The organism is Novosphingobium sp. Chol11 (assembly GCF_945870625.1).
Taxonomy (GTDB): domain Bacteria; phylum Pseudomonadota; class Alphaproteobacteria; order Sphingomonadales; family Sphingomonadaceae; genus Novosphingobium.
In genome coordinates, this window is record NZ_CAMBTS010000084.1 from 1 (window position 1) to 14088 (window position 14088).

Below are 14088 nucleotides of genomic sequence, written 5' to 3' on the forward strand. Positions count from 1 at the left end.
AGTGGTGCGGGCCTTGCAAGGCGCTGACCCCGCTGCTCGAAAAGGTGGCGGCAGATTATGCCGATAAGGGCGTGGTGCTGGCCAAGCTCAATGTTGACGAGGAACAGTTCATCGCCGCGCAGTTTCAGGTGCGCTCGATTCCCACGGTCTACGCGCTGTTTCAGGGCCAGCCGGTGGCCGATCTCACAAACGCGCGCACCGAGCAGCAATTGCGCCAGACGCTCGACCAGCTTTTGGCACAATTGCCGATCACGGGCGGCGCGGCACCAGCGCAAGACATCGCCCCGCTGCTGGAAATGGGCGAAGAAGTGCTGGGCAGCGGCGAAGGCGAGCGCGCCATCGGCATCTTTGCGCAAATCGCCGAGATCGCGCCCGAAAGCGCGGCGGCGCATTCCGGCCTGATTCGCGCGCTTCTGGCGGCAGGCCAGCGGACAGAGGCGGCCGAGGTGCTCGCCGGGCTCGATCCCGCGATGGCCGATGATCCAGCAATGGCGCAGGCCCGCTCGGCATTGGCGCTGGCGCAGGATGCGCCCGAACCCACCGAGCTGGAAGCCTTGCGCGCGGCGGCTGATGCGGACCCGGCGGACATGGACGCCAAACTGGCGCTTGCCAACGGGCTCTATGCCAGCGGCGACCGCGACGCGGCGGCGGCAACGCTGCTGGCGATGGTCGCGGCGGACCGCGCGTGGAACGAAGGCGCGGCGCGGGCGCGGCTGCTCCAGATTTTCGAAGCGGTTGGGCTGGAAGACCCTTGGGCTGCGGCGACCCGGCGCAAGCTATCGGCGGTTTTGTTCGGGTAACGAACCATGGCTGGAGCAATCACTAAAATGCGGCTTTCGATCTTTCCGCTGACCGGCGCGCTGCTATTTCCCGGGCTGCAACTGCCGTTGCATATTTTTGAGCCGCGCTACCGGGCGATGGTGTCCGATGCGCTCGCGCGTGATCGGCAGATCGCGATGATCCAGCCGCAATCGCCGCACAACGGATCGCCGCTGTATAGTGTTGGTTGCATTGGAAAAATCGGCGAAGTCGAGGCGCTTGACGATGGCGGCTTCAACATCCTGCTCGAAGGGGTGTCGCGCTTTCGCATGGTCCGCGAACTCGATGTGGCAACGCAGTTTCGGCAGATCGAGGCCGAGCTGATTGCCGACGATGCATCGGCCAGCCTGAGCGCGGTAGAGCGCGCCTCCTTTGAGAACGAAGCACGCAAATTCGCCGATGCGCAGGGGTTTTCGGTCGATTGGGAATCGGTCGCGCGGCTGGATGATCAATCCTTGATCAACGGCGTTTCGCAAATCGCGCCGTTCGATGCCGCCGCCAAGCAGGCCCTGCTGGAGGCGGAGGACCTCGCCAGCCGGTGCGAACTGCTGGTCCAGCTGATGCAGTTTTTCGGACGCCACGACAGCGACGACGGGCGCGTGACGCTGCAATAGCGCCGGGTTAGCGCAGCATTAGCGCGAAAGTCAGAATTGCGCGTGGATTCCGTCGATCACGAACTGCGCCGCCAGCGCCGCCAGCAAAACGCCCAAAAGCCGCGTAATCACGGCTTCGACTTGCGCTCCCAGAAACCGCATAAGCGGACGCGCGGCAATGAGTGCGATCAGGCTGAGCAGCATGACAGCGCCCAACGCGGCCAAAATCACGAATGTTTCGGCCAAACCATGGGCTTTTGCCGTCAATAGCATGACCGATGCAATCGAACCCGGCCCGGCCAGCATCGGCATTGCCATCGGGAACACCGAGACGTCTTCGATCTGCGGCTGCGCTGTGCGCACTTTCTCGGCACGCTCCTCGCGGCGTTCGGTGCGCTTTTCAAACACCATGTCGAGCGCGATCAGGAACAGCATGATCCCGCCCGCGATGCGAAAACTATCGAGCTCGATATGCAGCGCGCCGAGCAGGTCTTCGCCAAACAGCGCAAACACCACCAGAATGGCGCTGGCGATCAGGCAGGCGCGCACCGCCATGACGCGCGCCTCACGCGGCGTGGCGCTGGCGGTGAGGCCCGCATAGATCGGCGCGCAACCGGGCGGATCGATCACCACAAAGAGCGTGACGAAGGCCGAGATAAACAGCTCAAGCACCGGATCAGCCCTCGTTCCGTGCGGCTTCGGTCCGGTGCAGGACCTCGGTCATCTTTCCGTCCTGCCTCAGCCAAACGGTCCATTCGCGCGTTCCGCCAGGCATCACGGTGGATCGCCAGGCCAGCGTACCATCGTCGGACTGGCCATCCTTGCTGTCAGACCCAGCCGCCGCGGCGAGCGCAGGAATGGGGCCGGCGAGAGGGCGCTGGAGCGGGATTGCATCGCGTCGCTTGAGTGCATCGCGGGGGGGGCGGGCCTCGCTCTCTTCGTCTGCGGCGGGATCGCGCTGTGGGCAGGCGCGACAATTCGCCACTTTTCCGGCGAGAAACTCTGGCGCGGCGAGCGGGGCGGCGAGGTCGCCGCCTTGATCCAGCAGCCATTTGTAGCCGCCCTTTTTCTGGCGTTGCCAGAGGTTCGAGAACCAGCCCTGCCCGCTCCCGCCCTCACCCGTGCTACCCTGATACGCGCCGAAGGTGGCCCCGGCGCTGCCATCGCAGCTGATCCATGCCGCGTGCGGCTGCCACTGCAGCGGCTGTGCCGGGTTTGCGCGGCCTTTCAGCCAGAGTTTGGCCAGGACGCGCTGCGGCGCGAACATTTCGGCAGCCTCGGCGGCGGTGGCGGCAAACGCCGGCCATTGCCCGCGCTCACGCGCCAACCGCGCAAATGCGACTTCGGCTGCGATCAGAGCGCTGGGATTGCCCGCCGGGGTGATCCCCAGTGCCCCGCCTGAGGCTTGCCCCAGTGCGGCTGCGGGCGCGGCGAGCACAACGAGAGCGAGGGAGAGAAGGCACTTCATACATGAGAGCCTAGAGCAGGCTTTGGGCAATAGAAAGGCAGAGTAACCTTCCACTTGCGGGAGGGACCGGAGGCGCACGCGCGCCTCAGATCGCTCCGTCCGCCAATTGGAGCCCGGCATTGCGATAGGCCGCCACCAGCGCATTGCGCAGCAACACCGCGATCGTCATCGGGCCGACACCGCCGGGAACCGGGGTGATCGATCCGGCAACGTCGAGCGCGCCTGCAAAATCGACGTCGCCAACCAGCCGCGTCTTGCCTTCCTCGGCCGCTGCCACGCGATTGATCCCGACATCGATGACGCAGGCCCCCGGCTTAAGCCAATCCGCCTTCACCATCTCGGCCCGGCCGACCGCCGCGACCACGATATCGGCGCGCCGCACCACCTCCGGCATATCGCGGGTGCGGCTATGCGCAATCGTTACCGTGCAGCTCTCGCCAAGCAGCAATTGCGCCATCGGCTTGCCGACGATGTTCGAGCGGCCAATGATCACGGCATTCAGGCCAGACAAACTGCCGAGCTTGTCTTTCAGCAGCATCAGGCAGCCCAGCGGCGTGCATGGCACAAAGCCGGGCTGGCCCACGGCGAGACGGCCCGCATTGATCACATGGAACCCATCGACGTCCTTGTCGGGGCTGATGGCCGAAATCACCTTTTGCTCGTCCATATGGGCAGGCAGCGGCAGCTGGACCAGAATGCCATCGACCGCCGAATCGACGTTCAGCGACTCCACCAGCGCGAGCAGGTCGGCCTCCGCCGTTTCGGCAGGAAAGCGATGCTCAAAGCTGGCCATGCCCGCCTCGATCGTCTGCTTGCCCTTGGAGCGCACATAGACCTGACTGGCGGGATCTTCGCCAACCAACACCACCGCGAGGCCCGCTTTGCGGCCCGCAGCGTCTTCAAACGCGCGAGCCAGCCCGGCTACCCGCGCTCGCAAAGTTGCGGCGAAGGCTTTTCCATCGATGATGTCCGCTGACATACGGATTCAGAGCGTCGAGGCCGCAACCCCGGTGAGGAGCATCACCAGCAATCGCAAGCCGATCAGCAGCGCCATGGGGGAAAGATCGATCGCGCCGGTATCGGGCAGGATCCTGCGGATCGGGTTCAGCACCGGGTCCATGATCGCGCCGAGCGCCTTCCAGATCGCGCTAACCGCCGGATTCTGGAGATTGACGACATTGAACGCAATCAGGAGGCCGAGCACGACCTGTACGATCACCGCGGTGGAGTAGATCTCGATCAGGTAGATCAGCATCGAGATCAGGGTGTAAAGCATCATCGGGAGCAATCCTCTCGCGGCATCTGGCGCCGCCTTAGCCGACACCGCAGGGTGAGAGCAACAACCGCGCCATGCCCGACGCCCGATGTGCCTTAGCCCTTGCGGACCATCGTGCCCGCGCCGCCTGCAGTGAACACTTCGATCAGCATGGCATGCGGCACCCGGCCATCGAGCACCACCGCCGCTTCGCACCCGGCCTCGACCGCATGGACGCAGGTTTCCAGCTTGGGGATCATGCCGCCGCTGATCGTGCCATCGCTGGCCAGCCGGGCAATGTCTGCCGGGGTCAATTCGGTCAGCAATTCCTTGTCCTTGCCCAGCACACCGGGGACATCGGTCAGCAAAAAGAGCCGCGCCGCGCCCAGCGCCGCCGCCAGCGCGCCCGCCATGGTGTCGGCATTGATATTATAGGTATGGCCATCCTCGCCCGCCCCGATCGGCGCAATCACCGGGATCATGCCCGCCGCGCTGGCGGTGTGGATGATCGCCGGATCGATCTTCGTCGGCTCACCCACGAAGCCGAGATCGACCACGCTTTCGATATTGCTTTCCGGATCGCGCGCGGTGCGGGTGACTTTGGTGGCGGTGACAAGGCCGGCATCCTTGCCCGATATGCCCAGCGCTTTGCCGCCCGCTCTGGCAATCCAGCCGACCAGCTCTTTGTTGATCGCGCCGCACAGCACCATCTCGGCGATGTCGGCCGTTTCCTTCGTGGTCACGCGCAAACCATCGATAAAGCGCGATTCCACGCCCAGCTTACTCAGCATGGCGCCGATCTGCGGCCCGCCGCCATGGACAACGACCGGATTGATCCCGACCGCCTTCAGCAGGACGACATCCTCGGCAAAATCCTGCGCCGCCTCGGCATTGCCCATGGCATGCCCGCCATATTTCACCACAAAGGTCTTGCCCGCATAGCGCTGGAGATAAGGCAGCGCCTCGGTCAGGGTTTCGGCCTTGGCCAGCATTGCCTGATAGTGCGCGGTGTCGAATGGCTCGGTCATGGTGCGCTGCGCTGTGGACCAGATGCGGCGATTCCGCAACACGTGTGCAGAGTTTGGCGGCTGTTTGGGGCCCCCATCGAAGGCCGGGGCCTCGGCCGGGGCGGGGAGCTTGGTGCCCTGAGGCCATGGCCTTCGCCGGGAGCCCAGCGGTTTTGACCCATGGCCAAACCCCGCTAAGACAAGGCGGTTCCGGTTCCGCCTGCCACGAAGGATGCTTTTGCCCGCGATGCGCTTTTTCCTCAGCTTCGCCGGAATGGCGCTGATCCTGCTCATCGCGGTGATGCTCTCGGCCAATCGCCGGGCCATACGCCTGCGGGTCGTCGTGCCCGCCTTTGCGCTGCAGGCCGGCTTGGCCGCAGTGGTGCTTTATGTGCCGGCCGGCAATGCGGCGCTGCAGGGCGCGGCAGCAGGGATCGAGCAACTTCTCGGCTATGCCAAGGCGGGTGTCACGTTTCTGTTCGGTCCGCTGGCCTCGCCCGAAATCGGCGGGCGCAGCTTTGCCATTGCCGCGCTGCCGACGATCGTTTTCTTCGCGGCCTTGATCTCGATCCTCTATTATCTCGGCGTGATGCAATTGGTGATCCGCTGGATCGGCGGCGGTCTGGAAAGAATCACCGGGATCAGCCGGGTCGAAGCGCTCTGCGCGGCATCCAACATCTTTGTCGGCCAAAGCGAATCGCCGCTGGTGATCCGGCCTTATCTGGCAGGGCTGAGCCCCCAACAGATGTTTTGCGTGATGACAGTGGGCATGGCGGGCGTGGCGGGGACGATTCTGGCCGCTTATGCCGCGATGGGCATTCGCATCGATTATCTGGTTGCCGCCGCGTTCATGTCGGCGCCTGGCGGCGTGCTGATGGCCAAGCTGGTGATGCCCGATGAGCCGCCGGCCCCCGCCGATGTGGGCGCAGCGCCCCTGCCAAACCCCCATCCCGCAAGCCCGGCCTCAGACAACGAACGCCCCGCCAACCTGATCATGGCGGCCAGCCAGGGCGCGCAGACCGGGGTGCGGCTGGCCGTGGCGGTGGGCGCGATGGTGCTGGCGTTCGTCGCGCTGGTGGCGCTGGCCAACGGCATTCTGGGCGGGATTGGCGGCTGGATCGGGCGACCGGACTTGTCGTTTCAGCAGATCCTGGGCACGCTGTTTGCGCCCATCTTCCTGCTGCTCGGCGCGCCGAATTGGGGCGAGGCGATGGCGGCTGGCGGCTTGTTCGGCACCAAGATCGTGCTCAATGAATTTGTCGGCTTTATCGATCTGGCCGCGGCCAAGGGCCTGAGCGAGCATACCACCGCGATTGTCACGTTTGCGCTGTGCGGGTTTGCCAATTTCAGCTCCATCGCAATCCAGATGGCAGTTGCGGGCAGCCTTGCGCCAAACCAGCGCGCGGTGATCGCGCGGCTGGGCGTGCGCGCGCTGACCGCAGGCGCGTTGGCCAATCTGATGAGCGCGGCGCTGGCGGGGCTATTCCTCGGTGCATGACGGCGTGACCGCCCGCGCCGCCTTGATCCCCGGCGCGGCCTATGGACTTTCTGGCTTCGGCTTGGGCTTCGCCTTCGGAACTGTCAGGACGCTGGTGGTTGCGCCGCTGGTCGGTCCGTTCGCAGCGGTCGCGATGGAAACCCCGCTGATGCTTGCGGCCTGCGCCCCGCTTGCCCGCCTTTTCGTTCGGCGCTGGGCCATCTGCATGCCGATTCCGGCGTTGACGATGGGTCTGGCTGCCTTTGGCGCGCTCTTGCTTTGCGAAGTGCTGATGGCGCTTATTCTGGGACAATCCATCCGCGCATGGTTGTCAGGACTGGTGTTGCCCGAGGGGATGCTCGGCCTTGCCGGGCAGATCACCTTTGCCCTGCTGCCGCTTGTCTTTGTGCTCGTCGCGCGGGCCCGTTCTTAGCGACGGCGCGCCTTATTTGGCCGCTTTCGCCGCGACCATGGCATCCCACGCGGCCCATTCGATCGCGCGGCCGGGGTAGGCGACTTTCTTGAACGGCCACTCTTTCTTCACCCAGCTTGTCACCCAGGCATAAAGCTCCGCGTCAAAGCCTGCGTCGTACTCCGCCTTGGTGACCCACAGCCGCACCACCGCATCATAGCCTGCGACCGGGCTGGGCGAGACATAGACGCTGCCCCGTTCGCGGCCGCCGTCAAGCGTGAGCACCGCATAAGCGAAGGATTCGCGGCGTTGGAACCGGGCCTGTTCGGTTTGCATATCGAGCATGGCGTCGGCATCGGTGAGGTCTGCGCGCGGCCAATCGGTGCTGCGGGTAAAGGTTTTCTGCAAGTGCTCGATCGACGACATGTAAGCGTCGAAATCGATCTTGACCAAAGGGGGCCCAAGTGGAGCGAGCTGGAAAGTCTCTGCTTCAACCAGCATCGGAACCCTGAAATTGGGCGCGACCAGCGGCGGCTTTGGCCGCGCTGGCGGCGCGGCGGCAGGCGCGGGTGCTGCTTGCACCGGATCAGCGCTGCTGGGCGACGCGAGCGCTGCGGATGCCGGGCATAGGGCCAGCAAGGCCATGCTCAGCGCCAAATTCTTGCTTGTGATCCCAATCCTCATCGTGCGCACTCCTTGCCTTCGAGCTTAACCTTAAATCTGCTTCTCGTCGTCCCGCTTCGGCGGTTTACGGCGCTGCGCCTTCTGCTGCGCGCTTCAATTGATAGAGCACATCGAGCGCCTCACGCGGGCTCAGCGCATCGAGATCGAGCGCGCCGAGCCGTTCGCGCAAGGCGTCGACCGGCGCTTCCTCCGCCTCATGCTGGATAGCGGCAAACAGCGGCAGATCATCGAGCCCCGCCGCCAGCCCGCCGGTGGCGGCGCGGCCCTTATCCAGCTTGTCGAGCACCGCGCGCGCGCGTTTGACCACCGGCGCGGGCACCCCGGCCAACCGCGCCACGGCAAGGCCGTAGCTTTTGTCAGCCGGGCCGTCGGCCAGTTCATGCAGCAGCACCAGATCACCCTTCCATTCGCGCGCGCGGACATGGTGCAGCGAGAGCGCCTCGCACGTCTCGGCCAGCCGCGCGAGCTCGTGATAATGCGTGGCAAACAGGCAGCGGCAGCGATTGCCCCCGTGCACTGCCTCCGCCACCGCCCAGGCCAGCGCGAGCCCGTCATAAGTCGAGGTGCCGCGCCCGACTTCATCGAGGATCACGAAACTGCGCGGTGTCGCTTGCGCCAGGATTGCGGCGGTCTCGACCATCTCGACCATGAAAGTGGAGCGCCCGCGCGCCAGATTGTCCGAGGCGCCGACGCGGCTGAACAGGCGATCAACGAGGCCGACGGTTGCGCTTTGCGCGGGCACGAAGCCGCCCGCCTGCGCCAGCAGCACGATCAGCGCGTTCTGCCGCAGGAAGGTTGATTTGCCGCCCATGTTCGGCCCGCCGATCAGCCACAGGCGGTCATCGGGCACCAGCACACAATCATTGGCGACAAACCGCTCGCCCTTGGCCGCCAGCGCCGCCTCGACCACCGGGTGCCGCCCGCCGGTGATGGCGAGGCGCGGTTCATCGACCACGCGCGGCAGGCTCCAGCCGCCTTCTGCGGCGCGCTCGGCTTGGCCCGCCGCAACATCGAGGCGCGCCAGAGCGGCGGCAGTGGCGGCAATCGCCTCGCGCGCCTTCACGGCGCTGGCGACCAAGTCCTCGAAATGCGCTTCTTCCGCTGCGAGCGCGTGTCCGCCCGCCTCGGCGATGCGGCTGGCCTCCTCGTGCAGCGCCAGCGCGTTGAACCGCACTGCGCCCGCCATCGTCTGGCGGTGGGTGAAGCCGCTGTCCGATGCCATCATCCGGTCAGCATGGCGCGCGGGCACCTCGATGAAATAGCCGAGCACGCCATTGTGGCGGATTTTGAGCGCCGCAACCCCGGTTTCATCGCGGTATTTGGCCTCAAGCGCGGCGATGGCGCGGCGCGAATTGCCCGCCATGCGGCGCAGTTCATCGAGCGCGGCGTCATACCCTTCGGCGATAAAGCCGCCCTGCGCCCGCTCGGTCGGCGGCGCGGGGACGAGCGCGCGCGCGAACAGATCGATCAGCGCGCCATGCCCGGCGAGCGCAGGAAGGAGCGCATCGGCCAGCGCAGGCCGATCGGCGCGCGCCGCGATCAGCCCCTGCACGCGCCGCGCTTCGCCAAGGCCGTCGCGCAATTGGCCCAGATCTCGCGGGCTTCCCCGCCCGGCCACGACCCGCCCCAGCGCGCGGCCCAGATCGGGCGCGGCGCGCAGCCGGGCGCGCAGATCGCCCCGCAGCAACGGGTCATCATGCAGCCAGCTGACCAGTTCGAGCCGCGCGCGGATCGCCGCCAGCCCGGTCAGCGGCGCGGACAGATCCTCGGCCAGCAGCCGCGCGCCTGCGCTGGTCACGCAGCGATCAACCGCTTCGATCAGGCTGCCCTTGCGCCCGCCGGTGCTGCTCGAGAGGATTTCGAGGCTGGCCCGGGTGGCCTCGTCCATCGCCATGTGTGCGCCGGTTTCGCGCACGACCGGCGGTAGCAGGAAGGGCAACTTGCCGCGCCCGGCGTGATCGAGATATTCGATCAGCCCGCCCGCCGCGCTGAGCATGGCCCGGCTGAACGCGCCGAAGCCATCGAGCGTGGCCACGCCGTGCACCTCGCGCAGCCGCGCCTCACCGCGCGCCGAGTCGAACGTAGCTGCGGCTCGCGGCACTGCAGCATAAGCGCCTTCGGCAAAGCCTTCCGGCGCCACCAGTTCGCTTGGCCCAAGCCGCGCCAGCGCCGCGCCGAGCCCGTCTGCGGTGCACTCCTCCAGTTCCATCCGCCCGGTCGAAATGTCACACGCGGCGATGCCGATGCTGCCGCGCACTTCGCACACCGCCGCCAGCACATTGGCACGGCGCGGTTCGAGCAGCGCGTCTTCGGTGAGCGTCCCGGCGGTGACAAAGCGGACAATGTCGCGCGCGACCAATGTCTTTGATCCGCCGCGCTTTTTCGCCTCAGCCGGGCTTTCGGTCTGCTCGGCAATCGCCACCTGGCAACCGGCGCGGATCAGCCGGGCGAGATAAGCTTCGGCAGCATGGACCGGCACGCCGCACATCGGGATCGGCGCGCCATCATGCTCGCCCCGGCTGGTCAGCGCGATATCGAGCACGCCCGCCGCGATCTTGGCATCTTCGAAGAATAGCTCGAAGAAATCGCCCATGCGGTAAAACAGCAGGCTGCCTCCTGCTTGTTGCTTCAGCGCAATATATTGCGCCATCATCGGAGTTGGGGCATGGGAGGTCACAGCGTCTGTGGCTAAACCAGACGCGCGCGTTTCTCAAACCATCCATGCCGGATTTCGACATATGCGCTTCGTCGACAAGGCAAAAGAACAGGGACTGATGCTGGTCCGCGAAAGAGCTTGGCCGTTCGGCGATAAAGCCGTCTGGGATCGCGCAGCTTTCCTGCCTTGGCTCAGCGTGCCTGCCATTCTCGTTGCCGTGCTGCTGGTGTGCCTGCCGTTTTTTCTGGTTGAAGTTCCGCCGCTAATCGATCTGCCCGGCCACATGGGGGCTGCGGCGATCGAGGCAGCGGGTCCCGGCAATCCGCTGGAAAAATACTTCTCGTGGAAATGGGTGTTCACACTCAACATCGGCGGCGGTGTGCTGATGAAAGTGCTGGGCGCGCAATTCGGCATTCTGGCGGCTGGATGGTGGAGCACCGTGCTGGCCACCGGCCTGTTCGCAGGCGGCTGCCTTGCCACGATCCGGGTGCTCAATCCCAAGGGCGGCCACGGCGCGGCCTGGGCGCTGATGTTTGTCTTCAGCTTCCCGCTGCTGACGGGTTTTCTCAATTATATCCTTGCCACCGGCCTTGCGCTGAGTGTGTTTGCTGCCTCGGTCTGGCTCGAAGACCAGCCGAAGAAACGCGCGGCGCTGCTGATCGTGGCGCAACCGGTGGCGATGCTGTGTCATGCTATCGGCGGCCTGCTGCTCGCGCTTATGGTCGGCGCCAATGCGCTGGGCCGCGAGATCGATCGCCTGCCCGCCGGGTGGTGGCACCCATCGGCGTGGCGGCAATTGCGCGCCGAGCAGGATTGGCGCGAGATCGCCAAGCGGCTGTTCATCCTCTGCTGGCCGCTGATTGCCACGATCATCACGGTTGTTTTGTGGAAATGGCTTTCGCCCGAACCGATCCGCAGCCTTAACCGCTGGCGCTGGGACCAGAAGGCCTGGTACCTCATCCTCACTCTGCGCGATCAGGTGTTGCTGCTCGATGCGGCCACCACGCTTTCGTGCGTCGGCCTGATCATGTTCGGCTGGGCAATGGGCGCGCGCTGGAAATGGGCACTGGGCCTTCCCGGCGTGCTGGTGTTCGCGCTGTTCATCGCGATTCCCAGCGATATCAACGGCAGCGCGTTTGTCGATGTCCGGCTGCTGCCGGTGGCCGCGATGCTGGCATTGGGTTTGCAGGATTGGAGCCAAGCGCCCGAAAAGCGCGCCCGCGCGGTCGCCTATGCCGGAATGGCGCTCCTCGCCGTGCGGCTGGCCATCACCGCCGGCAGCTTTGCGACGTATGCCGAGGACTACAAGAAGCAGCTCGCCGCGCTGCATCATGTCGAACCAGGCAGCCGTGTGCTCGCGTTCGTCGAACATTCGTGCCTCGAAGAATCCTGGCGCAATACCCGGCGCGATCATCTGGCCAGCCTTGCCAGCCTTTATCGGCAAGCGTGGGTGAACGACAATTGGGCCGTTCCGGGCCTTCACATGGTGATCCCGCGCTTCCGCCCGGGGCGCAATTTCACCGCCGATCCATCCGAATTTGTCTGGTCGCGGGCGTGCCAGAGCGGCCGCTTGCGCAGTGTTGATCGAGCGCTGAAGTTCGCGCCGATCGAGCGGGTTGATTATGTCTGGCTGATCGACACCGGATTGCCGCGCAACCCCGATCCCCGGCTCCAGCTGGTCTGGCAGGAGGGCCGCAGCCTGCTTTTTGCGGTCAGGCCCTTGGGTTTTGTCACGTGGAAGCCTAGGGATTTCTAAAATACGACGTCGCGCCGCCCGCAACCTGGCACCATCAGCCGACAAACCAGATCAGACGCCCGAAGGGAAGTTAGCATGACCGAGGAAAGCAGCGTCCGCTTCACTGAGCGGGAAGCGCTTTTTTATCACAACACGATCCGCCCGGGCAAAATCGAGATCATCGCCTCCAAGCCGATGGCCACCCAGCGCGATCTCAGCCTGGCCTATTCCCCCGGCGTCGCCGCGCCGGTGCGCGCCATTGCCGATGATCCGGCGACGGCTTATGACTATACCGCCAAGGGCAATCTGGTTGCGGTGATCTCCAACGGCACCGCGATCCTCGGCCTCGGCAATCTCGGTGCGCTGGCTTCTAAGCCGGTGATGGAAGGCAAGGCAGTACTGTTCAAGCGCTTTGCCGATGTCGATTCGATCGATATCGAGCTCGATACCGAAGACCCGCAAGCGTTCATCGACGCGGTCGCGCTGATGGAGCCGACCTTTGGCGGCATCAACCTTGAAGATATCAAGGCGCCCGAATGCTTCATCATCGAGCAGGCGCTGCGCGACAAGCTCAAGATTCCGATCATGCACGATGATCAGCATGGCACCGCGATCATCTCCGCCGCCGGCCTGCTCAATGCCTGCTTCCTGACCGGGCGCAAGCTGGCCGACGTCAAAGTGGTGGTCAATGGCGCGGGCGCGGCGGCCATCGCCTGCACCGCGCTGATCAAGGCGATGGGCGTGCGCCACGACAATGTGATCATGTGCGACCGGCAAGGCCCGATCTATCGCGGCCGCGAGGGCGGCATGGACCAGTGGAAGAGCGCGCACGCCATCGACACCCCTGCACGCAGCCTTGAAGAGGCGCTCGACGGCGCGGACATTTTCCTCGGGCTTTCCGCCGCGGGCGCGCTGAAGCCCGAATGGGTGATGAAGATGGCGGCCCAGCCGATCATCTTTGCGATGGCCAACCCCGATCCCGAGATCACCCCGCCCGAGGCCAAGGCCGCGCGGCCCGATTGCATTGTTGCCACTGGCCGCTCGGATTATCCCAACCAGGTCAACAACGTGCTCGGCTTCCCGTTCATCTTTCGCGGCGCTCTCGATGTGCGCGCCACCACGATCAACGAGGAAATGAAGATCGCGGCGGCGCAGGCCATTGCCGAATTAGCGCGCCAATCGGTGCCCGAAGAAGTCGCGGCGGCTTATGGCATGAACCAGCAGTTCGGGCTGGACTATATCATCCCCGCGCCGTTCGATCCGCGCTTGATGGAGGTGGTCTCGTCCGCCGTGGCCAAGGCGGCGATGGATTCGGGCGTGGCGCAAAAGCCGATCGAAGATTTCGACGCCTATCGCCACAGCCTGAAAGCGCGGCTCAATCCGACCACAGCGGTGCTGACCAGCGTCTATACCAAGGTCAAGCAGAACCCCAAGCGCGTGGTCTTTGCCGAGGCCGAGAACGAAGTGGTGCTGCGCGCCGCGATCCAGTTCCGCGATTTCGGCTATGGCACCCCGGTGCTGGTCGGGCGCACGCAGGCGGTGCTGGATAAGCTGGCAGAGCTCGGCATCAACAATCCCGAAAGCTACGAAATCCACAATTCGAACGTCTCGCCGCTGGTGCCCGAGATGGTGGAGTTTCTCTATGCGCGGCTGCAGCGGCGTGGCTTCCTCCAGCGCGATGTGAGGCGCATGGTCAATCAGGACCGCAACGTGTTTGCCTCGCTGCTGGTCGCGCTGGGGCACGGCGATGCGCTGATTTCGGGCATGACCCGCACATTTGCGCAATCGATGAAGGAAGTGCTGCAAGTCATCGATCCCAAGCCCGGTCACTTGCCCTTTGGCATCCACATGATGGTGGCCAAGAACTACACCGTGTTTCTGGCCGATACGACCGTGAACGAGCGGCCGAGCGCCGAAGATTTGGCCCACATTGCCACCGAAACCGCCGCCGTGGCGCGGCGCATGGGCCATGAACCGCGCGT

Annotated in this window: 13 protein-coding genes; 6 read left to right on the plus strand and 7 right to left on the minus strand. The window is 65.2% G+C overall.

The genetic code is table 11. The features are described 5' to 3' along the window. Both Q0O40_RS12220 and Q0O40_RS12225 read left to right on the plus strand, forming a co-directional pair. The coding region (locus Q0O40_RS12220) for a tetratricopeptide repeat protein (protein WP_295530149.1) at positions 1 to 800 on the plus strand (800 nt) is incomplete at its 5' end. A gap of 27 nt (positions 801 to 827) precedes the next feature. Beyond that, positions 828 to 1433: an LON peptidase substrate-binding domain-containing protein gene (locus Q0O40_RS12225; RefSeq protein ID WP_295530152.1), complete on the plus strand. Its 606-nt coding sequence runs from the start codon at positions 828 to 830 to the stop codon at positions 1431 to 1433. Between the two features lie 30 nt (positions 1434 to 1463). Here Q0O40_RS12225 and Q0O40_RS12230 read toward each other — a convergent pair whose 3' ends face one another. The 5 genes from Q0O40_RS12230 to argB form a co-directional block, all read right to left on the minus strand. Beyond that, positions 1464 to 2084, minus strand: coding sequence for a MarC family protein (locus tag Q0O40_RS12230; RefSeq protein WP_295530155.1), 621 nt, complete (start codon positions 2082 to 2084; stop codon positions 1464 to 1466). Positions 2085 to 2088: 4 nt separating this feature from the next. Next, complete coding sequence (locus Q0O40_RS12235; protein ID WP_295530158.1) at positions 2089 to 2880, minus strand: hypothetical protein; 792 nt, start codon at positions 2878 to 2880, stop codon at positions 2089 to 2091. Between the two features lie 85 nt (positions 2881 to 2965). Continuing rightward, positions 2966 to 3859 carry a bifunctional methylenetetrahydrofolate dehydrogenase/methenyltetrahydrofolate cyclohydrolase FolD gene (gene folD, locus Q0O40_RS12240; RefSeq protein WP_295530160.1) on the minus strand — a complete coding sequence of 298 codons (894 nt, stop codon included), beginning with the start codon at positions 3857 to 3859 and terminating at the stop codon, positions 2966 to 2968. 6 nt (positions 3860 to 3865) lie between these two features. Next, entirely contained in the window at positions 3866 to 4159 is a 294-nt protein-coding gene (locus tag Q0O40_RS12245) for a YggT family protein (protein ID WP_295530163.1), read from the minus strand. 92 nt (positions 4160 to 4251) lie between these two features. Continuing rightward, positions 4252 to 5163, minus strand: coding sequence for an acetylglutamate kinase (gene argB, locus Q0O40_RS12250; RefSeq protein ID WP_295530166.1), 912 nt, complete (start codon positions 5161 to 5163; stop codon positions 4252 to 4254). Positions 5164 to 5389: 226 nt separating this feature from the next. Here argB and Q0O40_RS12255 point away from each other — a divergent pair, with 226 nt between their 5' ends. Then, on the plus strand, positions 5390 to 6640 hold the full coding sequence (locus Q0O40_RS12255) for a nucleoside transporter C-terminal domain-containing protein (protein WP_295530169.1): 1251 nt from the start codon (positions 5390 to 5392) through the stop codon (positions 6638 to 6640). A gap of 4 nt (positions 6641 to 6644) precedes the next feature. Continuing rightward, positions 6645 to 7052 carry a hypothetical protein gene (locus Q0O40_RS12260; protein ID WP_295530173.1) on the plus strand — a complete coding sequence of 136 codons (408 nt, stop codon included), beginning with the start codon at positions 6645 to 6647 and terminating at the stop codon, positions 7050 to 7052. Positions 7053 to 7064: 12 nt separating this feature from the next. On the opposite strand, the gene Q0O40_RS12265 is transcribed toward Q0O40_RS12260, so the two are convergent. Together Q0O40_RS12265 and mutS are read right to left on the minus strand one after the other, a co-directional pair. Beyond that, the gene (locus tag Q0O40_RS12265; RefSeq protein ID WP_295530176.1) at positions 7065 to 7715 is read right to left on the minus strand and encodes a twin-arginine translocation pathway signal protein; all 651 of its coding nucleotides are present in this window, start codon (positions 7713 to 7715) and stop codon (positions 7065 to 7067) included. A 64-nt stretch (positions 7716 to 7779) separates the two neighbouring features. Then, on the minus strand, positions 7780 to 10368 hold the full coding sequence (gene mutS, locus Q0O40_RS12270; protein ID WP_295530184.1) for a DNA mismatch repair protein MutS: 2589 nt from the start codon (positions 10366 to 10368) through the stop codon (positions 7780 to 7782). Between the two features lie 85 nt (positions 10369 to 10453). Between mutS and Q0O40_RS12275 the strand changes: the two genes are divergently transcribed. Together Q0O40_RS12275 and Q0O40_RS12280 are read left to right on the plus strand one after the other, a co-directional pair. Next, positions 10454 to 12127, plus strand: coding sequence for a hypothetical protein (locus tag Q0O40_RS12275; protein WP_295530179.1), 1674 nt, complete (start codon positions 10454 to 10456; stop codon positions 12125 to 12127). 75 nt (positions 12128 to 12202) lie between these two features. Beyond that, positions 12203 to 14088, plus strand: a 1886-nt coding sequence (locus Q0O40_RS12280) for an NADP-dependent malic enzyme (protein WP_295530181.1), incomplete at its 3' end; no start/stop codon positions are given.